The sequence below is a fragment of the Gallibacterium anatis DSM 16844 = F 149 genome, assembly GCF_000379785.1.
GTDB classification, from domain to species: domain Bacteria; phylum Pseudomonadota; class Gammaproteobacteria; order Enterobacterales; family Pasteurellaceae; genus Gallibacterium; species Gallibacterium anatis.
Genome location: NZ_KB903726.1, coordinates 1 through 26,132, shown reverse-complemented (window position 1 = coordinate 26,132; position 26,132 = coordinate 1). Strand labels below are relative to the sequence as shown.

Annotated in this window: 29 protein-coding genes, 3 tRNA genes and 1 pseudogene; 18 read left to right on the top strand and 15 right to left on the bottom strand. The window is 40.1% G+C overall.

The features are described from left to right. Positions 1-155 precede the first annotated feature (155 nt). Positions 156-2,717: a penicillin-binding protein 1A gene (locus tag A3EO_RS0109705; RefSeq protein ID WP_018346990.1), complete on the top strand. Its 2,562-nt coding sequence runs from the start codon at positions 156-158 to the stop codon at positions 2,715-2,717. Between the two features lie 35 nt (positions 2,718-2,752). On the opposite strand, the gene A3EO_RS0109700 is transcribed toward A3EO_RS0109705, so the two are convergent. Then, on the bottom strand, positions 2,753-3,736 hold the full coding sequence (locus tag A3EO_RS0109700; RefSeq protein ID WP_018346989.1) for an Asd/ArgC dimerization domain-containing protein: 984 nt from the start codon (positions 3,734-3,736) through the stop codon (positions 2,753-2,755). A 66-nt stretch (positions 3,737-3,802) separates the two neighbouring features. On the opposite strand from A3EO_RS0109700, the gene ybaK reads away from it, so the two are divergent. From ybaK to A3EO_RS0109675, 5 genes are all read left to right on the top strand, one after another. Continuing rightward, on the top strand, positions 3,803-4,279 hold the full coding sequence (gene ybaK, locus A3EO_RS0109695; protein WP_013746284.1) for a Cys-tRNA(Pro)/Cys-tRNA(Cys) deacylase YbaK: 477 nt from the start codon (positions 3,803-3,805) through the stop codon (positions 4,277-4,279). 147 nt (positions 4,280-4,426) lie between these two features. Beyond that, a tRNA-Lys gene (locus A3EO_RS0109690) sits at positions 4,427-4,502 on the top strand. A 27-nt stretch (positions 4,503-4,529) separates the two neighbouring features. Next, positions 4,530-4,605: transfer RNA gene (locus A3EO_RS0109685), tRNA-Lys, on the top strand. Positions 4,606-4,626: 21 nt separating this feature from the next. After that, positions 4,627-4,702: transfer RNA gene (locus A3EO_RS0109680), tRNA-Lys, on the top strand. Between the two features lie 120 nt (positions 4,703-4,822). Beyond that, positions 4,823-6,091 (top strand): O-acetylhomoserine aminocarboxypropyltransferase/cysteine synthase family protein, encoded by a 1,269-nt coding sequence (locus tag A3EO_RS0109675; protein ID WP_018346988.1) that lies wholly within the window; start codon positions 4,823-4,825, stop codon positions 6,089-6,091. Between the two features lie 126 nt (positions 6,092-6,217). Here A3EO_RS0109675 and rplI read toward each other — a convergent pair whose 3' ends face one another. The 5 genes from rplI to A3EO_RS0109650 all read right to left on the bottom strand — a co-directional run bounded on the left by rplI (position 6,218) and on the right by A3EO_RS0109650 (position 8,798). Continuing rightward, positions 6,218-6,667 (bottom strand): 50S ribosomal protein L9, encoded by a 450-nt coding sequence (gene rplI / locus A3EO_RS0109670; RefSeq protein WP_013746286.1) that lies wholly within the window; start codon positions 6,665-6,667, stop codon positions 6,218-6,220. 21 nt (positions 6,668-6,688) lie between these two features. Beyond that, positions 6,689-6,916 carry a 30S ribosomal protein S18 gene (rpsR, locus tag A3EO_RS0109665; RefSeq protein WP_005759927.1) on the bottom strand — a complete coding sequence of 76 codons (228 nt, stop codon included), beginning with the start codon at positions 6,914-6,916 and terminating at the stop codon, positions 6,689-6,691. Positions 6,917-6,928: 12 nt separating this feature from the next. Continuing rightward, positions 6,929-7,255, bottom strand: a complete 327-nt coding sequence (gene priB / locus A3EO_RS0109660) for a primosomal replication protein N (RefSeq protein WP_013746287.1) — start codon at positions 7,253-7,255, stop codon at positions 6,929-6,931. After that, positions 7,242-7,619: a 30S ribosomal protein S6 gene (gene rpsF / locus A3EO_RS0109655; protein ID WP_018346987.1), complete on the bottom strand. Its 378-nt coding sequence runs from the start codon at positions 7,617-7,619 to the stop codon at positions 7,242-7,244. The genes priB and rpsF overlap by 14 nt, the downstream gene beginning before the upstream one ends. Before the next feature lie 132 nt (positions 7,620-7,751). Then, the gene (locus A3EO_RS0109650; RefSeq protein WP_018346986.1) at positions 7,752-8,798 is read right to left on the bottom strand and encodes a glycosyltransferase family 9 protein; all 1,047 of its coding nucleotides are present in this window, start codon (positions 8,796-8,798) and stop codon (positions 7,752-7,754) included. 79 nt (positions 8,799-8,877) lie between these two features. On the opposite strand from A3EO_RS0109650, the gene A3EO_RS0109645 reads away from it, so the two are divergent. Continuing rightward, positions 8,878-9,585 (top strand): 3-deoxy-D-manno-octulosonic acid kinase, encoded by a 708-nt coding sequence (locus A3EO_RS0109645; protein ID WP_233432279.1) that lies wholly within the window; start codon positions 8,878-8,880, stop codon positions 9,583-9,585. Positions 9,586-9,627: 42 nt separating this feature from the next. On the opposite strand, the gene coaD is transcribed toward A3EO_RS0109645, so the two are convergent. Together coaD and waaA are read right to left on the bottom strand one after the other, a co-directional pair. After that, a complete protein-coding gene (coaD, locus tag A3EO_RS0109640; RefSeq protein ID WP_018346984.1) occupies positions 9,628-10,098 on the bottom strand; it encodes a pantetheine-phosphate adenylyltransferase in 471 nt (156 codons plus the stop codon). Further along, positions 10,098-11,372, bottom strand: a complete 1,275-nt coding sequence (gene waaA / locus A3EO_RS0109635; RefSeq protein WP_018346983.1) for a lipid IV(A) 3-deoxy-D-manno-octulosonic acid transferase — start codon at positions 11,370-11,372, stop codon at positions 10,098-10,100. Before waaA ends, coaD begins: the two co-directional genes overlap by 1 nt. Before the next feature lie 105 nt (positions 11,373-11,477). On the opposite strand from waaA, the gene A3EO_RS0109630 reads away from it, so the two are divergent. Continuing rightward, positions 11,478-12,242, top strand: coding sequence for a glycosyltransferase family 2 protein (locus A3EO_RS0109630; protein ID WP_018346982.1), 765 nt, complete (start codon positions 11,478-11,480; stop codon positions 12,240-12,242). Here the strand turns inward: A3EO_RS0109630 and A3EO_RS0109625 are convergent, their stop codons facing one another. Continuing rightward, entirely contained in the window at positions 12,243-13,271 is a 1,029-nt protein-coding gene (locus A3EO_RS0109625) for a glycosyltransferase family 9 protein (protein WP_026211097.1), read from the bottom strand. Positions 13,272-13,355: 84 nt separating this feature from the next. Further along, positions 13,356-13,922 carry an elongation factor P gene (gene efp / locus A3EO_RS0109620; protein ID WP_013746294.1) on the bottom strand — a complete coding sequence of 189 codons (567 nt, stop codon included), beginning with the start codon at positions 13,920-13,922 and terminating at the stop codon, positions 13,356-13,358. 182 nt (positions 13,923-14,104) lie between these two features. Here efp and epmB point away from each other — a divergent pair, with 182 nt between their 5' ends. Together epmB and A3EO_RS0109610 are read left to right on the top strand one after the other, a co-directional pair. After that, positions 14,105-15,103, top strand: coding sequence for an EF-P beta-lysylation protein EpmB (epmB, locus tag A3EO_RS0109615; RefSeq protein ID WP_018346980.1), 999 nt, complete (start codon positions 14,105-14,107; stop codon positions 15,101-15,103). Positions 15,104-15,289: 186 nt separating this feature from the next. After that, positions 15,290-16,510, top strand: coding sequence for a LysM-like peptidoglycan-binding domain-containing protein (locus A3EO_RS0109610; protein ID WP_018346979.1), 1,221 nt, complete (start codon positions 15,290-15,292; stop codon positions 16,508-16,510). 70 nt (positions 16,511-16,580) lie between these two features. On the opposite strand, the gene arsB is transcribed toward A3EO_RS0109610, so the two are convergent. The 4 genes from arsB to raiA all read right to left on the bottom strand — a co-directional run bounded on the left by arsB (position 16,581) and on the right by raiA (position 18,799). After that, positions 16,581-17,576, bottom strand: coding sequence for an ACR3 family arsenite efflux transporter (gene arsB / locus A3EO_RS0109605; protein WP_018346978.1), 996 nt, complete (start codon positions 17,574-17,576; stop codon positions 16,581-16,583). Positions 17,577-17,578: 2 nt separating this feature from the next. Then, positions 17,579-17,992, bottom strand: coding sequence for an arsenate reductase (glutaredoxin) (gene arsC / locus A3EO_RS0109600; protein ID WP_018346977.1), 414 nt, complete (start codon positions 17,990-17,992; stop codon positions 17,579-17,581). Positions 17,993-18,043: 51 nt separating this feature from the next. Then, positions 18,044-18,364: an ArsR/SmtB family transcription factor gene (locus tag A3EO_RS0109595; RefSeq protein WP_026211096.1), complete on the bottom strand. Its 321-nt coding sequence runs from the start codon at positions 18,362-18,364 to the stop codon at positions 18,044-18,046. A gap of 114 nt (positions 18,365-18,478) precedes the next feature. After that, positions 18,479-18,799, bottom strand: coding sequence for a ribosome-associated translation inhibitor RaiA (gene raiA / locus A3EO_RS0109590; RefSeq protein ID WP_018346975.1), 321 nt, complete (start codon positions 18,797-18,799; stop codon positions 18,479-18,481). Positions 18,800-19,035: 236 nt separating this feature from the next. On the opposite strand from raiA, the gene trmA reads away from it, so the two are divergent. Next, positions 19,036-20,133 carry a tRNA (uridine(54)-C5)-methyltransferase TrmA gene (gene trmA, locus A3EO_RS0109585; RefSeq protein WP_018346974.1) on the top strand — a complete coding sequence of 366 codons (1,098 nt, stop codon included), beginning with the start codon at positions 19,036-19,038 and terminating at the stop codon, positions 20,131-20,133. Next, positions 20,133-20,897, top strand: coding sequence for a class I SAM-dependent methyltransferase (locus tag A3EO_RS0109580; RefSeq protein ID WP_018346973.1), 765 nt, complete (start codon positions 20,133-20,135; stop codon positions 20,895-20,897). The genes trmA and A3EO_RS0109580 overlap by 1 nt, the downstream gene beginning before the upstream one ends. Here A3EO_RS0109580 and A3EO_RS0109575 read toward each other — a convergent pair. Then, on the bottom strand, positions 20,863-21,561 hold the full coding sequence (locus A3EO_RS0109575; RefSeq protein ID WP_018346972.1) for a 7-cyano-7-deazaguanine/7-aminomethyl-7-deazaguanine transporter: 699 nt from the start codon (positions 21,559-21,561) through the stop codon (positions 20,863-20,865). The genes A3EO_RS0109580 and A3EO_RS0109575 overlap by 35 nt on opposite strands. 144 nt (positions 21,562-21,705) lie before the next feature. Between A3EO_RS0109575 and A3EO_RS0109570 the strand changes: the two genes are divergently transcribed. From A3EO_RS0109570 to A3EO_RS12895, 6 genes and pseudogenes are all read left to right on the top strand, one after another. Next, positions 21,706-22,251, top strand: a complete 546-nt coding sequence (locus A3EO_RS0109570) for a DJ-1 family glyoxalase III (RefSeq protein ID WP_018346971.1) — start codon at positions 21,706-21,708, stop codon at positions 22,249-22,251. 63 nt (positions 22,252-22,314) lie between these two features. After that, positions 22,315-23,259: an NADP-dependent oxidoreductase gene (locus A3EO_RS0109565; RefSeq protein ID WP_018346970.1), complete on the top strand. Its 945-nt coding sequence runs from the start codon at positions 22,315-22,317 to the stop codon at positions 23,257-23,259. A gap of 3 nt (positions 23,260-23,262) precedes the next feature. Beyond that, positions 23,263-23,868 carry a sugar O-acetyltransferase gene (locus tag A3EO_RS0109560; RefSeq protein WP_018346969.1) on the top strand — a complete coding sequence of 202 codons (606 nt, stop codon included), beginning with the start codon at positions 23,263-23,265 and terminating at the stop codon, positions 23,866-23,868. Between the two features lie 182 nt (positions 23,869-24,050). Further along, positions 24,051-24,557 carry an S-ribosylhomocysteine lyase gene (gene luxS / locus A3EO_RS0109555; protein ID WP_018346968.1) on the top strand — a complete coding sequence of 169 codons (507 nt, stop codon included), beginning with the start codon at positions 24,051-24,053 and terminating at the stop codon, positions 24,555-24,557. 66 nt (positions 24,558-24,623) lie between these two features. After that, positions 24,624-25,805, top strand: a complete 1,182-nt coding sequence (purT, locus tag A3EO_RS0109550; RefSeq protein ID WP_018346967.1) for a formate-dependent phosphoribosylglycinamide formyltransferase — start codon at positions 24,624-24,626, stop codon at positions 25,803-25,805. Positions 25,806-25,923: 118 nt separating this feature from the next. Then, positions 25,924-26,132 (top strand): annotated as a pseudogene (locus tag A3EO_RS12895) (IS5/IS1182 family transposase); the annotation flags it as partial.

Sequence of the window (26,132 nt, the reverse complement as noted above, 5' to 3'; positions counted from 1 at the left end):
TATAAAAATGATTCCGACTTTAACCAATTTTGAGGATACTTTTTTTCGTGGAGCAAAAGGAACTTTCATCGTATAATCAACATCCAATTTTACAAACATAAGCTCAATTTACTTTTTTTCACTTATATCACATCAATACAGAGAGTCATTTTTCGATGAAGATCGCAAAATTAATATTTAGTTCCATTTTGACTGTATTTGTACTGGGCTGCGTTGCTTGCGGCTTATTCTACTTTCACATCAAATCACAGCTTCCTGATGTCAGCGAATTAAAAAATGTTGAATTACAACAACCTATGCAAATTTTTACTGCTGACGGCAAACTGATTGGCGAAATCGGTGAACAACGCCGCATTCCGGTAACGCTGGATAAAATTCCTCAACAGATGATCAATGCGGTTATCGCTACCGAAGATAGTCGTTTCTATGAACATCACGGCTTAGACCCTATAGGAATTGCACGTGCGCTTAAAGTAGCCATCACTTCCGGCGGAGCTTCTCAAGGGGCAAGTACCATTACCCAGCAAGTGGCACGAAACTTTTTTCTTACGCCGGAAAAAAAATTAATCCGTAAAATCAAAGAGGCTGTACTGGCTATAGATATTGAAAATAATCTCAGCAAAGATGAAATTTTAGAACTCTATCTCAACAAAATTTATTTAGGTTATCGTGCTTATGGTGTTGCTGCTGCGGCGCAAACCTATTTCGGCAAGAGCTTAGATCAACTTACGCTTAGCGAAATGGCAGTGCTTGCCGGCTTGCCTAAAGCGCCATCAACAATGAATCCACTTTACTCCTTAAAACGGGCAACTGAACGTAGAAACGTCGTGTTGGCGAGAATGTTGGATGAAAAATATATCACTGAAGAGCAATATCAGCAGGCACTCAATGAACCGATTGTCGCCAACTATCACGGTTCCAAACTCGAATTGCACGCAGATTATGTGGTGGAAGCCGTACGTCAAGAAATGGTGAAATTATATGGCGAAGAACAGGCTTATACTAAAGGATATCAAGTATTTACCACTATTAATTCACAAGATCAGCTAAATGCTCAAAATGCGTTGCGAGATAATCTTCTTGCTTATGATATGCGACACGGTTATCGCAAAAATGCAACCTTATGGAAAGCAAACGAAACAGCGTGGGATAAAGAGCGTATTATCGGCTTTTTGAATAAGCAACCGAATGTAGAGCCGTTACAACCTGCGGCAGTTTTAGAAGTGAAAAACAATAAAGCACAGGTTTTACTCGCTAACGGTGAAAACATCACATTGGATCAAAATGCCGTTAAGTGGGCAGGATCGCTCAATAAAATTCTGCATAGCGGCGATATGATTTGGCTAATGCAAAACAACAAACAGCAATGGGTATTACGTCAAATTCCTTTAGCGAATTCCGGAATGGTTTCTTTAAACAGTGACAATGGTGCTATCGAGGCAATGGTCGGCGGTTTTAGTTTTGCACTCAGCAAGTTTAATCGCGCCACTCAATCGATGGTACAAGTCGGCTCTTCAATCAAGCCCTTTATCTATGCCGCTGCGTTGGACAAAGGATTGACTTTGGCAACCATTTTAAACGATGCGCCTATTACCTTACGCAAAGCGGGACAAGCGCCTTGGCAGCCGAAAAACTCGCCTAACGTCTTTAATGGCCCGTTGCGTTTGCGTGTCGGTTTAGGCTTATCGAAAAATGTGATGATGGTACGCGCCGTGAATATGGTCGGTATTGATTACATTGCCGATTATTTGCAACGTTTCGGTTTTCAAAAAAATCAGTATGCTGCTACCGAAGCGTTGGCACTTGGTGCTGCCTCTTTCACACCTTTAGAAATGGCGCGCGGTTATGCGGTCTTTGATAACGGCGGTTTCTTAATCGATCCTTATTTAATCCAATCGATTAAAGACAATAATGGTCAGGAGATCTTTGCAGCAAAACCGAAAATTGCCTGTTTCCAATGTAGTGATAAACAAATTCCGGTCATTTATGGTGACGTTAAACCAATCGATTTTCTCTCTGCTAAAGTGGATAACTCAGCAACGGAAGATACACCGATCGATACTTCACTCTCTAACCTTTCTGTTGATGAAGATAATAGCGAAGCCGTTCCGGATGTGCCGGAATTAAATACCAACAATGTGCAATTAGAAAATGCACCGAGTTTATTGGGTAAAAATGAATCTAATGACAACACTGCGCAAACAGAATATGCACCTCGTGTATTAAGCGGAAAATTAACCTTTTTAATTCGCAGTGCGTTAAATTCCGGCATTTACGGCGAGCCCGGCGGCGGTTGGGTTGGTACCAGTTGGCGGGCAAAATCAATTGGTCGTCCGGATATCGGCGGAAAAACCGGTACCACAAATAACTCAAAAGTGGCTTGGTATGTCGGTTTTGGTGCAGATTTAGTCACTTCCGTTTATATCGGTTTTGATGACAATAAATTTGACTTAGGGCGTGGCGAATCCGGCGGTAAATCAGCAATGCCAGCTTGGGTCGATTATATGACCAACGCATTAAAACCGTTGCCGGTGCGTGAAGATCCTATGCCTGAAGGGGTGATTCAAAAACGAATTTCAATGCAAAACGGGATGTTGACCGACTCAGGTGGTAGAATGGAATATTTCATTGAAGGCACTGAACCGACACAATATTACGTGCCGGAACAAGGCAATAAAATCATCAATAGTAAAGGTGAAGTGAAAGAGTTGTTCTAAAGAGATAAGAGGGCTATCACTGATAGCCCTATTTTTTAATCATTTTCAAGCAAGAGCTGTAATAGCTCAATCGCCAATCTTGCCCGACCAAAACCGCGTTCATCACTCACCAACCAGAAACTTAATTTCTCCTGTTCTGTATTAACTTGGCTGATATGCAATAACGGCAACGCTTCGCCATTTTCCTCGATTTCACCGTTTAAAACCGGCGTCATCAACTGTTCGGCGTGATAGCGCAATAAATCATCCTGCTGCCAAACCAAAGGAATATCAACCTCATTAAACTCATAGCCGACAACCGTTATCATTTGAGCTAAACCGTAAAAAACCGGCGCTTGGATGCTATGTTCAATAAATTGGCCGTTAAATTCCGGTAAAATTTTCTGCAATAACAGTTGATCCTTAATGCTCTCCTCTTGGTTATCAATCGGACTGACATTAAAGGCTAACCGTTGTTGATCTTCGTTTAAAGGAATACCGTTTAATAATTGAGCGGTTTGTCCGACCAGCTCCCTGACTTTATCCTCGCCTTTATACGTCATCGGCAATAAAGAAGTCACCATTATCTGAACTAACTGATATTGCTGTAAAATCGGTTTTAACGCTAATGCCAATTGAGAAATCTGCGGATTAGGCAATGAAACAATATTGCGCTGTCTAACTGCCTGCAACGCTTCATTATTCACTCCCGGAACAACCGCCGGAATATCATTTAGATAAGCACAAATTCCCAACACATCAATCACAATACAACCGGCTTCTGCTGCAGTTGCCACATAAGTTACCTGAGGCAAAGAACCGGCAAATAATAAATAATCATAATCTGCCCAATCGGCATCATCAAAACCAATCTGTTCAACATATTTGCCGTTGAAGCGAATATTCTGTTCCTCTGAAAATTTTTCCGCTTCAATAACTGTGATCGACAAATTGGATAAAGCACTTTGCTCCAAAATCGTTACTAATTTCTCTGCCAACGAAAAATCAGCCGCAATAGCAATATTTAAACTTGAATTCATTTTCTTCTCCGTGATACGCTGATGCACCTATTTTAACAATTAAAAATTATCACGGGAACGTTTTCAATGACTCCGGCAATCAATCTACTAAAAAAGAAAAAAATTCCATTTACCCTTCACCAATATGAACACGATGCCAACAACACCCATTTTGGGCAAGAAGCCGTAGAAAAACTGAATCTCTCTCCGCTACAAACCTTCAAAACATTGCTTGTTTCGATTAATAATGATGAAAAACATCTTGCAGTAATGGTTGTGCCGATTGCTTATAACTTAAATCTTAAAAAAGGTGCAAAAGCCTTAGGCGTTAAGAAAATCGAGATGGCGGATAAACATATTGCAGAAAAAAGCACAGGATATCTTGTCGGCGGTATTAGCCCATTAGGGCAGAAAAAAGTACTACCTACCATCATTTCCGCAACTGCACAACAATTTGAAACGATTTTTGTATCGGGTGGCAAACGTGGCATTGATATTGAAATTAATCCTTCGGATTTAGCTACTTTATTACGTGCTGATTTTGCAGATATCAATGATGAATAAAACTTTTTAGTTCAAGCTCCTCTTTTTAGATTATTTTTCAATCATATTGTTTCTGATTAAAGCAAATAAAGAAAAAACTAAAAATTTTTATTGATTAGTTTCACAAAATCAGTATTATAAGCACCCGTTGCAATGTGGTGACACGTTGGGTCGTTAGCTCAGTCGGTAGAGCAGCGGACTTTTAATCCGTTGGTCGAAGGTTCGAATCCTTCACGACCCACCACTTACAATATCAAAAAGATGATTAAGTGGGTTATTAGCTCAGTTGGTAGAGCAGCGGACTCTTAATCCGTCGGTCGAAGGTTCGAGCCCTTCATGACCCACCACTATAAAGCACAATTCAATTCGGGTCGTTAGCTCAGTCGGTAGAGCAGCGGACTTTTAATCCGTTGGTCGAAGGTTCGAATCCTTCACGACCCACCATTTCAAATAATTACTTCCAAAATTTTCCCAAACGCCATTATCTTAAAAATCAATTATCATTTTTTATAATCTGCGTATAATCCTAATTGAAATAACAATAATCTCAATGAGGAGAATTTTATGCAATTTGAAACACAATGTTTACACGCAGGTTATCAACCTAAATCCGGTGAACCGAGAGTTCAACCAATTGTACAAAGTACAACTTTTACCTATGACAGCGCAGAAGATATCGGTGATCTGTTCGATTTGAAAAAAGCCGGTTTCTTTTATACCCGTTTAGCTAATCCGACCACAAATGCCGCTGAGGAGAAACTCACTGCACTTGAAGGCGGTGTCGGTGCATTATGTACATCCTCCGGTCAAGCAGCGACTTTTTATGCACTACTCAATATATTGGAAGCCGGCGATCATTTTATTTCGTCTACCTCTATTTATGGCGGTACTTATAACCTATTTGCTCATACTTTCAAAAAAATGGGGATCAGCGTGACTTTTGTCGATCAAACACAGCCGCTATCTGAACTTGAAAAAGCAATCCGTCCAAATACCAAAGCTATTTTTGGTGAAACAATTGCTAACCCGGAATTAAGAATTTTAGATATTGAAAAATTTGCGCAGTTAGCACAAAAAGCACAAGTACCGTTGATTATCGATAATACTTTCGCTACACCTTATTTCTGCCGCCCTTTTGAGTTTGGTGCCAACATTGTAGTTCACAGCACCACTAAATATCTTGATGGCCACGCCGTTGCTATGGGCGGCGTCATTATCGATGGTGGCAATTTTAACTGGAATAACGGCAAGTTCCCTGCATTTACCCAGCCGGATGATTCTTATCACGGCTTAATTTATACAGAAACATTCGGTGCTGCCGCTTATATCGTAAAAGCAAGAGTACAGCTAATGCGTGATCTCGGTGCGACTCCTGCCCCACAAAACAGTTTCTTACTCAATTTAGGAATGGAAACTTTGCCTCTACGTATGCAGGCACACTACAATAATGCACTACAAGTCGCCCAATATTTGGAAAAACAACCTTTAGTTAATTCTGTCAATTATCCTGCTTTAGCCAGCTCTCCTGATTATGCCCTTAAACAAAAATATGTACCGAACGGTCTATGTGGCGTCATCTCCTTTGAATTAAAAGGTGGTAGAGAAGCCGCTGCAAAATGGTTAAATGCGCTAAAACTGGTTTCTCGTGAAGTACACGTTGCCGACATTAGAACTTGTGCATTACATCCGGCGACTTCGACTCATCGCCAATTAAGTGAGGAAGAACTGGAAAAAATTAATATTTCTTCCGGTCTGATTCGAATCTCTGTCGGAATTGAAAATATACAAGATATTTTGGCAGATATTGAACAAGCCTTTAATGCTATCGCTTAATTTATCGCTACCAACATCCTCGCACTAAAGCGAGGATTTTTCTTGCCACCAGCTAAAATTCGGCAGTCATAAAAAATAAAACCCCAACCATTTGGTCGGGGTTTAATCTGAATAATATTTTGAAAATTATTCTGCAACGATGATTACGTTTAATGACGCAAATACTTCACCGTGGAATTGGAAACGAACTTCGTGTTCACCTAAAGTACGTAGTGCACCATTTGGTAAACGCACTTCGCTTTTCGCCACTTCAACACCTTTTGCAGTGATTGCGTCAGCGATATCACGAGTACCGATAGAACCGAATAAACGTCCTTCATCACCTGCTTTAGAAGCGATTGTTACTGAACCTAATGCTTCAAGTCTTTCAGCACGATCCATTGCAGCCGCTAATGCTTTAGCTGCTTTTTCTTCTAATTCAGCACGACGGCTTTCAAAATATTCAATGTTTGCTTTAGTTGCCATAACTGCTTTTCCTTGTGGGATTAAGTAGTTACGTGCATAACCAGATTTTACATTTACTTGATCACCAACATTGCCTAGGTGAACAATTTTATCTAAAAGAATTACTTGCATTACCGTATCCTCTCTTGTTGATTACTGATGATTGTCAGTGTACGGTAACAACGCTAAATAACGCGCACGTTTGATTGCACGAGCTAATTGACGTTGGTACTTCGCACGAGTACCGGTAATACGGCTAGGGACAATTTTGCCGCTCTCTGTAATGTAGTTCTTTAATGTAGCGATATCTTTATAATCGATTTCTACTACATTCTCCGCTGTGAAACGGCAGAACTTACGACGACGGAAATAACGTGCCATATGGCTATTCTCCTAATCTATAAATTCGATTTGCTCAGCGTGTAAGACTAATTGGCTAAGCCCATTATTCGTTTTGTGTGAGTGGATAAATCCTGCTACACACACCTTACTGCCGACCGTAATGCTTTGAGTTTGATTTGTTAATTGATTGCCGCTAAGTTGAACCGGTATTTTACACCACGCTTGTCTGGCTAATCCGGCTTCTTGTTGCCGTGAACGATGTTCAAGCCAAAATTGACAATGCGGAATTCCACTCGGGCTTTGATGTCGTTTTGGTTGAGAAACAACAGTGCCTATCAACGAAAAACGATTTTCAATTGTCAAATTACTCTTCAGCATCCTCATAATCGTTGTTATCAACATCAGCTAAAGCTTTACGTTCATCTTTTGCTTTAACCATTGGGGACGCTTCGGTTACGGCGTGCTTAGTACGAATAATTACGTTACGAAGAATTGCATCGTTGTAACGGAAAGTTGTTTCAAGCTCGTCGATGACTCCTTGCGGTGCTTCTACATTCATTAACACATAATGTGCTTTGTGTAGTTTGTTAATTGGGTAAGCCAATTGGCGACGACCCCAATCTTCTAAGCGATGAATTTGACCGCCAGCTTCTTTAACAGAACCTGTATAGCGTTCAATCATCCCTGGTACTTGTTCACTTTGATCTGGGTGAACCATAAACACTATTTCGTAGTGACGCATTGCTGCTCCTTACGGGTTAATCAGCCTCCGACTATAGACCAGTCGCCAATCTGCGGAAGCAAGGAACGAAAAACGGAACGACTGTAAGGTCGCAAATTGTACTCAAACTGACTCAAAAAGCAAGTTAAAAAACTAATTTAACGCTAAAAGATGCAACATTTTCTCTGCCACCCGTTCGACTGTAATTTGCGCCATTAAATCTTTACCGTAAACCTTTGTTCCCCAAGGCAAATCTTGCCACGGCTTACTATACTGTTTTAAGGCATTCTCCGCATATACCGACACCACATCTTCTTTGCTGTAATAAGGTCCGGTGCGTTGTGGATTATGATAAGCATATAATCCAAGCACTTTTGTCCCCACCATTGTCGCCATATGTGCCGGCCCGGAATCCGGTGAAATAACCAAATCGGCTTGAGCCAATAGCGCAACCAGCTGCTGTAAAGAGGTTTTACCTGCCAGATTTACCACCGGCAAACGACATAATCGGCAAATCTCAGCGGCACTGCTCATCTCATATTCACTTGGCGATCCCGAGATAATCACCTGTGCGCCTGCTTCTGTCGCAATATCCGCCAGTTGGGCGTAACGATCTAACAACCAATCTTTCTCTTTTTTGCTTGAACAAGGCGAAATAACTACCGTTTTTTTAGCCGGATCAATAAATTGGCTCACATAACGATGATCTTGCTCCGCAATTGGGAACTGCCAATGCGGTGCCGTAATCGGCACGCCGATATATTCAGCGAAGCTCAAAAAACCATCCAGCACGTGATAACCTTTCGCTGCGCCGACTTGATGATTAATAAACCATTTTTGCCCCTCTTTTGTGCGCTGTGCATTAAAACCGACTCGATATTTCGCTTTAATTCCTAAAGAGAGAATCGAGGCTCGAATCGCTACCTGCATATCCAACAAAGCATCAAATTTACGCGAACGTAACCTTTTCCATAACGCGAAAACGCCTCGCCACCCCTGTTTTTTATCAAAAATAATAAATTCAATATTAGGGATATTTTTTAATAATTGCGCTTCGACCTTACCAATGACCCAAGTAATTTTGGTCTGCGGATAATAAGCTTGAATCTGCTGTACTGCCGCCAAAGCATTGCAAACATCACCAATAGCAGAAAGACGTAAAATACAGATAGATTGCGGAGGTTGAGAAAATAACGGCATAGATTTAACTCTTAATATGTTAGAATTGCGCTCTATTTTAATCAAAAACGCAGAAATCCGCAGTAAAACAGGTAGCAAAATGTCGAAAACTTACTATCTCTTCGCCGAAAATATTCAGACCGACTCGCCGCAATCGCTATTCGATCCTGTTTTTTGGCAAGCACAGCAAGCCATTTTAGGTTCAGCCAAAGGACGCGGCATTACCTATTTTTTAAACACTAAAGATCGTTGGGGAGTAAATTGCGCCTTACGTCATTATTATCGTGGCGGACTGTTCGGCAAATTAGTGAAAGATCATTTTCTGTTTAGCGGAATAAATCAATGTCGTAGCATTAAAGAATTTAACTTACTGCAGCAACTTAAACAGAAAAATTTACCTGTTCCTAAACCTATTGCAGCAAGGGTTATTCGCTCCGGATGCTGTTATCAAGCAGACATTTTGATCGAACTGATTGAAAACGGTCAGGATCTGGTGGCTATTTTGCAAAAACATCCGCTTGAACACGACGTATGGCGTAATATCGGCAAGTTAATTCGACAATTACACGATCAGCAGGTGTTCCATAGCGACTTAAACGCACACAATATCTTGCTACAATCTCTTGAAAATCAAAAAGATAAATTATGGCTGCTTGATTTTGACAAATGCGATTTTCAAAGCGGCAACAACTGGAAACAAGAAAATCTGCAACGACTTCAGCGCTCATTTCAAAAAGAGGTTAAACGTTACCACATTCATTTTAATGAAAACAACTGGCAACAATTATTAAATGGCTATAAAGAATAAAAAATTAATGTGGCAGATTTTCATAACCTATTGATAAATATTTTATTTTTCCAAAATGGCTGTAAAAACACCTGCCGGCACTAATTTTGCAATATCACCGCCGTGTAATAAAATTTCACGCACCATTGTGGAGGAAACATAAGACCACTTTTCTGATGGTGGGAAAAATAAACTTTCAACACCATTGGTTAACAAACGATTTAAATGGGCAAGCTGCAACTCATAGTCGAAATCACTGGACGTTCTCGCACCACGAATAATGCCTTGAACATTACGTTCTAAAATCAGATGCGCTAATAAACCATCAAACGACAGCACTTCAACATTATTTAATTCTGCAGTGGCAATTTTGACGAAGGCTAACCGTTGCTGCAAACTGAACATCGGTTTTTTACTCGGGCTAGCTGCCACCGCCACAATTAATTTTGGGAAGAGTTTTGCTGCTCGGCGGATAATATCCAAATGCCCGTTAGTGATAGGATCGAATGTTCCGGGATAAATCATTGTTATCATTATTTTTTCTCGCTTAAATAAGGTAATAAAATGGTGAGCGTGCGTTGTAAAGCACCTCGATTCTGTTGCAATATGCGATAACCGTTTTGCCCATATTGCTCGGCTTTTTGCGGCTCTGCCAACAGTTCACTAATCTGCTGAACCAATGCAGATACACTATTTTCGATCACCATTACGCCGCCAACTGCACGCAAGTTTTGATAAATCTGTCGAAAATTAAACAAATATTGCCCGGTGATTACCGGCAGTTTAAACAACAACGGCTCAAGTGGATTATGTCCGCCACGCACAATAAAACTGCCACCGACAACAGCGATATCCGCCAACGCATATAATTTTAGCAATTCGCCCATTGTATCGCCCAACAATACTGTTGTTTGTGGATCTATCGGTGCTCCAATGCTCCTTTTTTGATAACAAAATTGCCGTTGTCGCAACAATTTTTCCACTTCGGCAAAACGTGCGGAATGGCGTGGCACAAGAATCAACAATAAATTCGGGTATTGTTGTAGTAATTGTTGATGAGCCTGCAACATCATCGTTTCTTCACCTTCGTGGGTGCTGGCAGCAATCCACACCGGACGCTGCTGCAACATTGCCATTTTCTGCTGACGATCATCAGCAATTTCCTCGTCAGAAACAGTCAAATCAAACTTTAAATTGCCACTGCAACTGATTTTGTTTTTATCAACACCCAAGCGTTGATAACGTTCCGCACTTAATTCATCCTGTGCGGCAATATGGGTAAACGCCTGCCAAATCGGCATAAGAGAATGCCGTAAATAGGCATAATGTTTAGCGGATTTATCTGATAAACGCGCATTGATTAAAAACAGTGGGATATGACGAGTCTTAATTTGTTGCAACAGATTAAACCACAACTCTGTTTCAACAATAATAAAACATCGAGGTTGTAACTGTTGCAAAAAGCGTTTCATTAAAAACGGAAGGTCAAACGGCAGATAACAATGTTGAACAAGGTTGCCAAACAAAGCCTGTACACGTTCCGATCCGCCCGGCGTAAAGGTGGTAATGGTTATCGGCACATTCGGAAACTGCGCCAACAATTGTTTCACTAACGGCGCAACCAACAGCACCTCACCAACTGAAGCGGCGTGAATCACAACACTCTGTTTTTGCAAAGGTTTTGTTAAAGCAAAGCGCTCACGCCACCGTTGACGATACCCGATCTCTTTGCGGCTTTTGTACAAAAAAGTGAGCAGAATAAAGGGCAAAGCGATAATAAAAAGTGCACTATAAATAAAAAATAGCATTCTTCTGTATCTAAAAAATTTCAACTAATATGAATATTATCATCTTTTTCCTTGATTATGTTACACTTACCAAAATTTCGACCATTTTTTTAATAAGGAATCGTTATGCCATCACCTCGTCTTGCAGTCGCAATCATCGTTAAAAATGAAGCAGAAAATTTATCTAAATGCTTAGAAAGTATCAAAGGCTGGGTAGATGAAATTGTTATAGTCGATTCAGGTAGCACAGACAATACCCTCGAAATCGCAAAAAAATATACAGACAAAATCTTCATTCACGCTCAATGGAAAGGGTTTGGTAAACAACGCCAAATTGCTCAAAGCTATGTTGAAAGTGAATATCTTTTATGGCTGGATGCGGATGAATATGTAACCAATGAATTAAAACAGAGCATTTTAACAGCGATTCGTAACAATAAAGAAAAAACAGTGTATCAAATCGGACGACTAAGCGAAGTATTCGGTAGAGAAATTCGCCATTCCGGCTGGTATCCTGACTTTGTGACTAGACTTTATCGTACAAAAGAGACACAGTATAACGACTCATTAGTTCACGAAAAAGTGGTTATTCCTCAAGGGTTTAAAACTGAAACGCTAAACGGTGATCTATTACACTACACCTATAAAGATCTTCATCATTATTTAGTTAAATCAGCCAATTATGCAAAAGCCTGGGCGGATCAGAAAGAAAATGATGGCAAAAAATCCTCTCTTTATAAAGGAATCTCACACGCATTGGGATGCTTTATCAAGATGTATTTGCTCAAAGCAGGATTTCTTGATGGAAAGCAAGGATTACTCTTAGCTATTTTGTCTGCGCATTCAACATTTGTTAAATACGCAGATTTATGGGTCAGAGATCAAAAATAATTATGCCCACTGCCGTTCTATAAATGGGACGGCTTCTATCATCACTTTTTGAATATTAATTTTTGACATTTGCGTATCTTCCGATTCTTTATGATTCGCACTAATCAATAATTGTTTACTTTCATCATTAATCGGTTTCCATCGCAAAGCACAAGCAGATCGTTTACTTGGATAAAACCCAATAATCGCTTTATTTAAAGAGGCAGCCAAATGCAACGGTCCTGTTGATCCAGCAATAAAAAGATCACAACAAGCAATAGATTTTGCAAAATCAACCAATCCATCATTTTTATCATATACAACAACACGTCGATCTCTAATCATTTGTTGCAATTCCAATGCTTTCTCACTTTCTCCTTTTCCGGCAGTCAATACAATTTGACAATCAAACCTATTTAAGAGTGTTGTTGCTATTTCAGCATATTGATTTAACGTAAGATTTTTCGCTGAACCGCCCGTACCGGAATGAATAAAACACCATTTTTTTTGTGGAGAAATATTGAGCATCTGTACTAACTTATCACGTTGTTGTTGAAGAATATTTTCCTTAAATTTTAAATAAGGATAATGAGGCTCGATAACATTGATCCGGTGTTTAGTTAAAAAATATCTACTTAAATCCAAATTATACTCAAATTCCGGTTTTTCTGACTTAGAGCGACGCTGTGTTAAACGATTATTATAAAGAAATTGGATGATTTTCGTTGCCGGTGCTAAACGATAAGGAATCTTTGATTTCCATAATAAAACTGCATTATAACGATCGGAAAAAAAAGCAATTGCCACATCAAACCTTTTCTGTCTTATCAATGATAGAGTTTTGTGTTGCTCATCCTTATCACCTTTTTTGCCTGCATCAATAATTACATCATCAATATAAGGGCAAACTCTCGCCAAATCAGCCGTATATGCAGGAACTAAAGCAGTAATCTTAGCCGATGGTATCGAATGCTTTAACATTGCGAATGCTGGCCAAGCCAACACGAAATCACCTAACTTATCATTTCTCACTACTAAAATATTATCAATCACGCCTTTCCCCTATAACTATAACGACAAAAAAGCCCTAAATAATCTCTTATTTAGGGCGTTACATATTCTGCTGATACCTAATTATTTCACACGAGCTACATACTCGCCAGAACGAGTATCTACACGAATAACTTCACCGATTTGAATAAATAATGGTACACGCACTACCGCACCAGTGCTTAATGTTGCCGGTTTACCGCCTGTTCCTGCTGTATCGCCTTTCAAGCCCGGATCAGTATCAACCACTTCCAACTCAACAAAGTTTGGCGGAGTCACATTGATTGGAGAACCGTTCCATAAAGTTACGATACACTCTGCTTGATCCAACAACCATTTGTCATTATCACCCACCGCTTTCGCATCTGCAGCAAGTTGTTCAAAAGTTTCGTTGTTCATAAAATACCAGAACTCTTCATCTTTATATAAGAAAGTGAGGTTGGTATCAACAACGTCCGCTGCTTCAACAGTTGAACCTGATTTAAAGTTCACATCCAACACTTTGCCTGAAATCAATTTACGAATACGAGTACGAGTAAACGCTTGTCCTTTCCCCGGTTTCACAAACTCATTTTCTACAATTACACAAGGTTCGCCATCTTGCATAAATTTAAGACCTGGTTTGAAATCGCTGGTAGAATAGCTTGCCATAATATCCTCATTAATATTTGATTGTCTGTTCAATTCACCGCACAATTCACAAAAAATTGTGCTACTTTAGAAAAGTTGGAAGTATATATCTCTAACGGTTGAATTTTCAACTTTTTAAGAAGTTTTTGATAAAAATAATGTCATTTAATGGAAGACATAGGTAAAAAAATCGTCATATGATAATGCAAAACCTCACATTTGGAGCAGATTCCGATTGGACTGAATACTTAGCCACTGCGGTTTCCGATCCGATTCAACTTTTAACATTACTGAATTTACCGCTCGAACCCTATCAACAACATTTGGCTGCGCGCCGTTTATTTGCAATGCGCGTGCCAATGCCGTTTATAAATAAAATGGAAAAAGGCAATGCCAACGATCCTCTTTTTTTGCAAGTGATGACCGATGCCGCCGAATTTCTGCAAACACCCGGATTTGTGAAAGATCCGCTGCAAGAACAAGATAATACCATTCCCAATTTATTGCATAAATATCATAACCGTGTACTGCTGATGGTAAAGGGGGGCTGCGCTGTTAACTGTCGTTATTGTTTTCGACGTCATTTTCCTTATGAGGATAATCCGGGAAATAAAGCGAATTGGCGTAAAGCATTGGATTATATCGCTCAACATTCCGAAATTGAGGAGGTGATCTTTTCCGGCGGTGATCCGTTAATGGCGAAAGATCGTGAATTAGCGTGGTTACTTGGGCAGTTAAATCAGATTCCGCACCTTAAAACGGTGCGTATTCACTCTCGTTTGCCGGTTGTCATTCCACAACGTATTACCCCCGAATTATGTCGATCGTTGGCGGACTCACCGCTTAACAAAGTGCTGGTGTTGCACATTAATCACGCCAATGAAATCGATGAACTGTTAAGTAGGCAGCTGCAACCATTAAAACAAGCTGGGGTCACGCTACTCAATCAATCCGTGTTGTTAAAAGGGATTAACGATGATGCTCACATTCTCAAAGCGTTAAATGACAAACTGTTTGCCACCGGCATTTTGCCTTACTATCTTCATCTATTGGATAAAGTGGAAGGCGCAAGCCATTTTTGGATTGACGATGAGCGGGCTTTAGCCATTTATCGGCAATTAATCACCTTATCTTCCGGCTATCTGGTGCCGAAACTGGCACGTGAAATCGCCGGAGAAAAAAGTAAAACCTGGTATAGCTAAAAATATTCAGATAAATCGTGATTAGCCTTAGTCATTGCCTATTTTTTCCTTTAAAATAGCCAACGGAAAAACGGCAGTCGCTTCTTTCTGCCAAGAAAGAATTTTTATCGTTCAAAGTTATCTCATCACTTTGAATCAATAACATTGTTGCAATAATGATTTTTAACCAAAATTTGAGGTATAACCGTGAGTAACACAGACAAGGAACAGCAAAGCGAACAACAGGACGCTAAACAGAATGAATTAAATTTAGAATTTAATGAATTTGAACCTATTACCCCTAAAAGACCGGCAGTTGAAGCTGCCCCCTCTTTTATCGACAAATTAAAAGGCATCTTTAACAAAAAAGCGGCAAAAGCAGAAACTTTCCAGCAAGCAGAAGTTGAGCAAGCTGTTGAAAATACAGAAAACAACGAATTTGCCGCCGAACCGGTTACTGCACACAAAGCATCAGCGTTAGCCAATTTGTCGACACGTTCTCGCCGTTTGCTTATCAGTGCCGCGGTGTTGGTTATCATCATTGTGTTATTTCTCTGGTTAAAACCTAGCAGCCAACCGGTAGATAGCCTACAATCTCAAGATAATAATTTGCCGATTGAATTTCAGCCGATTGATCCGAATGCGGCTAATGCCAACAATGAAGGTGTGCCAACAATGCAAACCGAAGAGCAAGCAATGGATAATGCCAATGCCAACGTAACAGATGCAGCTAGAGCCAATAATGACGCTGCCGTTACTGCGGAAACTATCGCACAAAACAGCACCGCACCGACTCCGGCAGTGGATAATACCCTAATTACGACTGATGAAAACAATGCGGCTGCAACTAATCAAGCACAAACTCCGGCTGTTGCACCGGCTCCGGTTGCTCCAGCACCGAAAGCAGAACAGAAACCGGCTCTCAGTCAGGCTCAAATTGATAAAATTGAAAAACAGGCATATGAAGCCGAACAAGCCCGTTTAATTGCAAAAGCTAAAGCCCGTGCGGAACAGCGCGCGCGTGAAGAGTTCAGAGCAAAACAGCAGAAACAGAAAGAATTGGAACAACGTAAAGCACAAGCCATTCTTGACGGTAAAAATGTGCCGGTTGTTGATGCCAAACCTGTTGCCAGAAGCAGTTCAAAATCTACATCATCTGTCACAACAGCTGCAAGTGGCAGTCAAGCAAAAACATTAACTATTCCGGCAGGCACTTCTTTGATGCAAGTATTCCGTGACAACAATTTAAATATTGCTGATGTCAATGCAATGACAAAAGCAAATGGTGCCGGCAACGCATTAAGCAGTTTCAAACCGGGTGACAAAGTTGCCGTTAAAGTAAACGGTGGTCGCGTTTCAGAACTGCAATTACCTAGCGGTGCGAAATTTATTCGCCAAAGCAACGGTACCTATATCTATAAAAAATAATCTGATAAAAAGCCTATTGCCAAGTGGCAATAGGCTGTTTTTTTATATTCCAATATTACCTATTGCTTCTCTATCGTCTATTCAGCCAATAAACCAATGACAGCATAACTGGTACTTCGACTAATACGCCAACAACTGTTGCTAATGCAGCGCCTGAATGTAACCCAAACAATGAAATTGCAACTGCAACAGCTAATTCAAAAAAATTACTCGTTCCAATTAAACAGGCTGGTCCAGTAATATCTTTAGGCAACTTCAATATTCTTGCAGAAAAGTATCCAAGAAAAAAAATTCCATAAGTTTGCACTAATAACGGAATCGCAATCAGAATAATAATAAAAGGTTGTTGTAAAATAACTTCTGCTTGAAATGCAAACAGTAACACAACAGTAAGTAATAAACTTAATATAGAAAAAGGTTTCATTTTTAGACAAAAATCACTTACCGATTTTTGCTTATCTAATAAAGCCTTTCTTGTTAGCACCCCAAATACAAGAGGCAAAATGATATAAAGCACTGTACTATAAAATAAGGTGGCTAATGGAATTTCAATCTGATTTATACCAAGTAAAAAATTCGCAATTGGAACAAAAGCAAAGATCATTACAATATCATTTACGGATACTTGTACTAATGTGTAATTAGGATTTCCTCTCACTAATTGTGACCAAACAAATACCATTGCAGTACAAGGCGCGACACCCAATAAAATCATACCGGATATGTATTCTTTAGCAGCTTGAGGCTCAACCCAACTTTCAAAAACAAAGTTAAAAAATAACCATCCAATTAATGCCATTGAAAAAGGTTTAATTAACCAGTTAATCACTAAAGTTAGGAATAGCCCCTGTGGTTTCTTCCCTACATCTTTTATTGCCTCCCAATCAATTTGAATCATCATGGGATAGATCATCAGCCAAATTAGAATAGCAACTGGAATATTAATATGTGCTACTTCAAGTAAAGCAATATTCTTTATCTGTTCAGGTATTATCATCCCTATCAATACACCTAAAATAATTGCTAAACTTACCCATACACTTAAGAAACGTTCAAATAATCCCATAATTATCTTCCTTTCGCTGTAATAATTTCGCCATCTTCTTTAACAAAATCTTGAGTCAATGCTTTCGGTAAAATTGTTAAAACAATTTCTGATGGGCGACATAATTTCACTCCCATTGAAGAAATAACAATTGGACGATTAATTAAGATTGGAAACTCAACCATTTTTTGAATCAAAAAATCTTCTGTTAAATCAAGGCTATCTAAATGTAATTCCGTATACGGAGGAACATTCACTCTTAATAGTTGACGAGCTGTCATCCCCATTTTTTGTAATAAATTACGTAATTCTTTTTCAGTAGGTGGGGTATCTAAATAATAGATAATATTTGTAGGGAAACCTAAATGCTGAATTAAAGCTAGTACATTTCTAGAAGTCCCACAATTAGGGTTATGATAAATCGTAATAGTTTCCATAAATCAACCTTTCAATAATTATTGAAATAAAATAGTAAAAAATTTTGCAATTTATTTGCAAAATTCTTCACAACGATGGTGGCTATCACTTTTCGAACAACAATTCTTAGTAAGAAAAGAAATAAGCACTGTCATTAAATCTAAATTTGCATAGTATCTAACAAATCGACCATTTATTTCACACGAAACTAATCCTGACTTACTTAAATTTTTCAAATGGAAAGAAAGATTATTTGGTGCAATATTAAGTACTTTAGCCAGATCCCCAGCTATCATTCCTTCTACACCTGTTTCCATCAGAGTTTGAAAAATCCGCAAGCGAACTGGCGAAGCTAAACTATCAAAAAGTATACTAGCTGTTTTTGTATTCATATTTTCTATCATAAACTTCTCTCTCAATTATTTCAATAATTATTGAAATAATGGTAATTACTGAATATAAAAAAGGTCTAGCAAATTGCTAGACCTTAAACTTCAACGATAAAACTAATTAAAAGAATCTTTTAGACGTTCACTAGCTCGTCTTGCTTCTCCTTTATGCTGCAATTTATTGAGCTGACGTTCTAATTTTTCTTGTACATCATTGATGGCAGCATACATATCTTCGTGTTCCGCTTTCGCGACAAGGTTACCGAAAGGTGTACCAACCATAGCTTCCACCCCAAATCCTTTTGGCAGTTTTTGTAAAATAAAATGAGGATTTATTAACTGGGTTTGCCATTTGCCTAATTTTGACAAACGTTCTTCAATGTGGGAACGAATTGCCGGGGTAATTTCCATTTGTTTGCTTGTAATATTTAGGGTCATAACATTTACCTCTCATTGTAATAAGACTGTTACCAGTCAAGAAAAAATCCTGTTCCTGTTTAAGAACATAATGCCGTATGATCAGCTTTTCAAGCCTTTTATCGTTTATTTTTCAGAATAGTGAAGTAGGTCAAATTTCTAAAATAATCTGCTTTACATTTTTAGATCGTGCTTTTTCGTCCATACTGATTTTTATGTTAGAATGCGCCCCATTCTTTGACTCAAGCGATAATATTATGCAGACTGACTTTTCCGAATCACATTACAATCAACAGTTAGAAGATAAAATTTATTATCTAACTCAATTACTTAAACCTTTCTTTCAGGGTGAGATTAAGGTTCATCGTTCCGCATTGAAACATTATCGAATGCGTGCTGAATTTCGGGTTTGGCACGATGGCGGTGATCTTTATCACATTATGTTTGATCCGCAAAGTAAGCGGCGTTATCGCATTGATCAATTTCCAATTGCTTCAACATTAATCAATGCAATGATGAGTGCATTACTGCCATTGCTTAAACAGCAACCGATTTTGCGTAATCAATTATTCCAGATTGATTATCTCAGTACCGTCAGCAATAAAATTATCGTCAGTCTGCTTTACCATAAAAAGTTGGATGAAACTTGGATCGCTGCCGCAAAACAACTGAAACAACAGCTTGAACAGCAACAATTTGATGTGCAAATTATCGGGCGTGCCAATAAACAGAAAATTTGCTTGGATCAGGATTTTATTGATGAAGTGTTGCCAATCAACGGCAAAAATTATATCTACCGCCAAGTTGAAAACAGTTTTACCCAACCGAATGCCGGCATTAACTGTCAAATGATTGAATGGGCATTATCCTGCACAGAAAATGCCGAAGGTGATTTGTTAGAACTCTATTGTGGTAATGGCAATTTTTCAGTGGCTTTAGCACAGCATTTTAGAAAAGTGTTGGCGACTGAAATCGCTAAACCTTCAGTACAGGCAGCACAATTCAATATCGCTGCCAATCATATTGATAATCTGCAAATTATTCGAATGTCGGCAGAAGAGTTTACGCAGGCATTGCAAGGCGTGCGCGAATTTTATCGCCTGAAGGGGATTGATCTTAAACAGTATCAATGCAACACCATTTTTGTTGATCCGCCTCGTGCCGGCTTGGATGTGGAAACCTTAAAAATGGTGCAACAATATGACAATATTCTTTATATTTCCTGTAATCCGCAAACTTTGGCAGAAAATTTAACCGTTTTAAGTCAAACTCATCATATTGAAAAAGCAGCACTTTTTGACCAATTTCCTTACACGCACCATATCGAAAGCGGTGTCTATTTGGTGAGGAAATAATGCAGATTCAGCTTATTAATCAATCCGGCGATGATGAAAAATTTCGTCAAATGATCGAAAAATGGCAGTTAGAAAATGATCCGCAAGCACCATTCGCGTTGGTTTTAGAGCCGCAACGCTTGGCACTTTATAAAACGGATGAAGCGAAGCTCGGTGCGATTTGTGTCGATTTCGTTGCCGGAACAATGGCACATCGACGTAAATTCGGTGGCGGTCGCGGCGAAGCGGTCGCTAAAGCAGTCGGTGTTAAAAAGGGAAAATTGCCAAAAGTGCTTGATGCAACCGCCGGTTTAGGGCGCGATGCTTTCGTTCTGGCAGCAATTGGTTGTGAAGTGTCATTGGTGGAGCGCAATCCGGTAGTGGCTGCATTGTTGGAAGATGGTTTACAACGTGCTTATCAGGACGCGGAAATCGGTGATTTTATGCAACAACGAATGAAATTGTTGCCGGTTAAAACCATAGCAGAACTTGATCCGGAAACAGAGAAATTTGATGTGGTTTATCTTGATCCTATGTTTCCTCACAAAAACAAAAGTGCGTTAGTCAAGAAAGAGATGCGTATTTTCCAATCCTTGGTTGGGGCAGATTTAGATGCGGATCAGCTATTGGCAACAGCATTGAAATTAGCGCATCGGGTGGTGGTGAAACGCCCCGATTACGCCGGTTATTTGGCAGAATGCAAACCACATTTCAGCCAAACAACCAAAAATCACCGTTTTGATATTTACATCAACCACGAACTTGCTGCATTTGCGCAAGATTAAGCAACGCCAATTTCCGCATAATCGCTTTTAAAACCACACCATAAATCGGCACAAAAAAGAGCAAACCAATCAAGAGTTTAAATAAATAATCCACAAAGCCGATCTCTACCCAGTTTTCTGCCATAAAAGCATCTGTACTGTGATAGAAAGCGATCGCAAAAAAGGCGAAAGTATCGCATAAACTACCGAAGATCATCGAACTGCTCGGTGCAATCCACCACGTTTTTAACTGTCTTAAACGGTTAAACACCAACACGTCCAATAATTGACCGAACACATACGCGGCAAAACTGGCGATAGAAATACGAAAAACGAACAGATTAAACGTCGCCAACGCGGCTAAACCTTGATATTGCGTATCAGAAAAGAGCGTAGAGATAACATAACTGACAATCAGTGCCGGAAACATTACCCAGAAAATAATCCAGCGAGCCTCTTTTGCACCGAAAACACGCACGGTTAAATCAGTGGCTAAAAAGATAAATGGAAAGGTTAGCGTTCCCCAAGTGCTATGAAAACTGAAATCCAACCACGCTAAATTGATGGTGAATGGAATTTGCACGAGGTAATTGCTGATAGCAATGATAAAAATGTGGAAAAATGAAAGTAAAATTAATGCACGGCGTTTTTGACGATCGCCGAAAATCGCTTGAGCTGATACCATATTGTGTCCTTTTTATCTCAATGAAAATCTTTGGGGTGAGGGAACCCAACTACAAAAATAGGGGGTGAATGATACGCTGATGATAAAATTTTGCAAGAAAAAGCATATAATATGGCAGAATTACACAACAAAAGGAGAACGAAGATGACACAAAAAATTGCTATTTTATTAACCAAAGGTTTTGAAGAATCTGAAGCATTAGTGCCGAATGATCTTTTCAGACGCGCCGGCTTACACACTGATCTCATTTCCATTGATAACACCGAGATCGTTTCTTCCTCCCATAATGTCAAAGTGGTTGCTGATCAATTACTGAATCAGACTGATCTAAACAGTTACGATTTAGTAATGCTGCCGGGCGGTCAGGTCGATCTCGAAAAATATGCGGCGTTAGCTGACACTTATCGTCAATTTGCACAGCAGCAAAAATGGGTTGCAGCAATTTGTGCAGCGCCGACCGCTTTAGCAAAAGTCGGATTATTAAAAGGCAAAAATGCGGTTTGCTACCCTTCAATGCGTGCCGACTTAATAAATAACGAAGTAAATTATCGTCATCTTGCTGCTGTCATTGATGCACCGTTTATTACCGGTCGTGGCCCGGGTGCTGCTTTTGATTTTGGCTTGGCGATTGTCGCGCAATTACTCGGTGTAGAAGCTGCTGAACAGCTAAAACAACAGCTTTATTACTAATACATTTTAATTACATTTATTCACCCTATCATTGCAACGATTAACATAAAAAAGGAAGCGATAATGCAAAACTATGGCGTAACCATTTCAGCATTCGGGGAAGCGGATGTGCTTCAATTTCAGCCTCAATTAGCAATGCCGACTATCAATGCCAACCAAGTTTTAATCGAAAATCACTTTGCCGGCGTCAATCCGGTCGATTTTAAAACTCGCAAAGGTTTAGGTTGGGGCGCAGAAAAATTTAAATCACAATTTCCGGCAGTGTTAGGGTTTGATCTTGCCGGTATTGTGGTTCAAGCCGGTGCAGAAAGCGGTTTTAATGTGGGTGAACGCGTTTCCGCACTCACCTTTGACGGCGGCGCTTATAGCCGTTATGTTGCGGTCAATGCTGATTTGGTTGCGCGCGTACCGAAAGCAGTTTCATTGCAGCAAGCAGGCGCAATGCCGACCGTTGCCGTTACCGCATTGCAAATTCTGAAACAGGCAAACGTTTCTGCCGGACAGAAAATAGTAATGTCTGCACCGTTAGGCGGTGTCGGGCATTTATTATTACAGCTTTTAGCCAAAGAGAATGTCGATATTACCGTTATCTGTTCCGAAGCTAAACAGCAACAAGCATTGGCTTTAGGTGCAAATCACACCGTTGATTATCATCATCCGCACGCTTATCCCGATCTCAATGCCGATCTTTTTATTGATTTAGTAGGTGGTGAGAGCGGTGTCGCTGCATTGAAAATGGTGAAAAAAGGAGGACGTGTTATCTGCATTCCTACCATTCACGTGCCGTTATTACAACAGGCTGGGGCTGAACAGCAACTGCTGGTGGAAAAGATGTTGGCGGTGCCAAATCGTCAGGATCTGGAAACAATGCTGAATGATTTAGCAGAAAACCGTTTGTACTTAAAGATTGCGCAAGTATTGCCGATAACCGATATTCAACAGGCACATCGTCAACTCGAAAGCGGACGAACCAGTGGTAAAGTTGTGTTGGATTTACAGCTAGGGTAAGTTATGTCATTGACTGAAAAAGAAAAAATGCTGGCAGAATTGCCGCATTTTCCAAACGATGCCGACTTAAGCAAAATCAGACAACAGGTGAAGCAGATGTTGTTTCAACTCAATTATCAGCTTGCACCGGCTGATTCGCAACGTAAGCTATTATTAGAACGTCTGCTTGGTAAATGCGGCGATAATTTGCATATCAATTCGCCGTTTTTCTGCGATTATGGCTTTAATATTGAAGTTGGCGACAATTTTTTTGCTAATCATCAATGCACCATTTTGGACAGCGGCAAGGTTTCCATCGGTGATAATGTGATGTTTGCCCCTAATGTCAGTCTTTATACGGTGGGGAATCCATTGCATTATCAGCAAAGAAATCAGGGCTATGAACAAGCAAAGGCAATTATTATTAAAGATAATGTCTGGATTGGCGGCAGCTGCGTGATTTTAGGCGGTGTTACTATCGGTGAAAACAGCGTTATCGGTGCCGGCAGTGTAGTAACCAAATCGATTCCGGCAAACAGTTTAGCGTTCGGCAACCCTTGTCGGGTGATTCGAGAAATCAACGATCAGGATCGTAAACAGTATCAACAACTGCTGGATCGCACTGTTTAAAGCCACTAATTCAAGCTACAATTAACGCAAATAACAGAGATAAAAAAAGCCGCCCCAAACACTAGGCGGCAAATAACCTAAGGAACTAATTTAAACAACCATTATGTTGCACCTTTTCAGACAAACCTGCTCTGAAAAAGTTCAGTCAAAATCAAAATTTTTTTAAAGAAGGGTTTTTCACTATGCCATTATTAGACAGTTTTAAGGTTGACCACGTTAAAATGAATACCCCTGCGGTGCGTGTTGCAAAGACAATGCAAACGCCTAAAGGCGATAAAATTACGGTTTTTGATCTTCGTTTTTGCAAACCGAATCAAGACAATATCAGTCCGAAAGGTATTCACACTTTGGAACATCTTTTCGCCGGTTTTATGCGTGATCATCTCAATAGTGACAGCGTTGAAATTATTGATATTTCACCAATGGGTTGCCGCACCGGATTTTATATGAGTTTAATCGGTACGCCTGCGGAACAACAAGTTGCTGCGGCGTGGGAAAAAGCAATGCAGGATGTATTGTCGGTGAAAAGCGAAAAAGAGATCCCGGAATTAAACCAATATCAATGCGGAACCTACACCGAACATTCGTTAGCGGATGCTCAGGCAGCAGCGAAAAAGGTGCTTGCTCAGGGAATCGGCATTAATCACAATCAAGATTTATTACTTGATGACCGTTTTTTAAATCAATAATGACCTTAAGCCAAGCCGCACCGCTTGGCTTTTTATTTGCTCACAACATTGAAGGAATAAAACTCTATGACAACATTAGGTACACCACTCACTCCTGTCGCCACCAAAGTGATGACGCTCGGCTCCGGAGAATTAGGTAAAGAGGTTGTAATTGAATTACAGCGTTTAGGTGTGGAAGTTATTGCGGTTGATCGTTATGCTGACGCGCCGGCACATCAAGTGGCACATCGTGCTTATACCATTTCAATGTTGGATGGTGATGCGCTTAAAAAGCTTATCGAAAAAGAAAAACCGGATTACATTGTGCCGGAAGTGGAAGCGATTGCCACCGATACTTTAGTCGAGTTGGAACAGCAAGGTTACAACGTTATTCCGACGGCAAAAGCGGTTAAACTGACAATGAATCGTGAAGGTATCCGCCGTTTAGCTGCCGAAGAGTTAGGTTTGCCGACCTCGCCGTTCCAATTTGTCGACAATTTTGCCGATTTTCAACAGGCGGTGGAAAAAATCGGCTTGCCTTGCGTAGTTAAACCGATTATGAGCTCTTCCGGGCACGGACAAAGCATTCTCAAAAATAGAGAGCAGTTACAACAAGCGTGGCAATATGCACAAGAAGGCGGTCGTGCCGGCAGCGGACGTGTCATTGTCGAGGGCTTTATCCGTTTTGATTATGAAATCACCTTATTAACTGTACGCCATCGTGGTGGCACCTCCTTCCTTGCGCCGATCGGTCACGTACAAGTTGATGGCGACTATCGAGAATCTTGGCAACCGCAAGCGATGAGCGAGATTGCATTACAAAAAGCACAGCACATCGCTGAAAAAATCACCGGTGCATTGGGTGGTTATGGGATTTTCGGCGTAGAAATGTTTGTTTGTGGTGATGAAGTTATTTTTAATGAAGTTTCCCCTCGTCCGCACGATACCGGAATGGTCACCTTGATTTCTCAAGATTTGTCGGAATTTGCATTACACGCACGCGCCATTTTAGGCTTACCTATTCCACAAATAAAACTATTAGCACCGAGCGCCTCTAAAGCAATCGTAGTGGAAGGAAAATCCAATCAGGTTCTTTTTGCCAATCTGGAAAATGTGCTTGCCGAAGCAGACACTAATCTTCGCCTGTTCGGTAAAAGAGAAGTCAACGGACATCGCCGTTTAGGCGTAATTTTGGCAAGCGCCGATAGCGTTGAGGCGGCACGAGAAAAAGCAAACCGCGCCTATCAAAAATTGGAAATCATACTGTAACGTGTCATTTTCTCCATATCTAGGCTTCTCTTTGAGAGAAGCCTCAGACTGCTGACAAACCTCTAGACATACCTCTAGAGGTTTGATCTAATAGGCATATCGAAAAAAGGAAATGCCTATGCTCAAAAATACACCCTCACTCCAATATGAAATCGAGATGATAAGTCTCGAACAACTCGTTCCAAAAGACCACCTTGTCCGTAAAGTCGCGAAAGCCATCGATTTTGACTTCATTCGTGATGAAGTTGCTCATCTCTATTGCCATGACAACGGTCGCCCCGCAGTTGACCCAGTTCGCTTGTTCAAAATCATGTTACTCGGCTATCT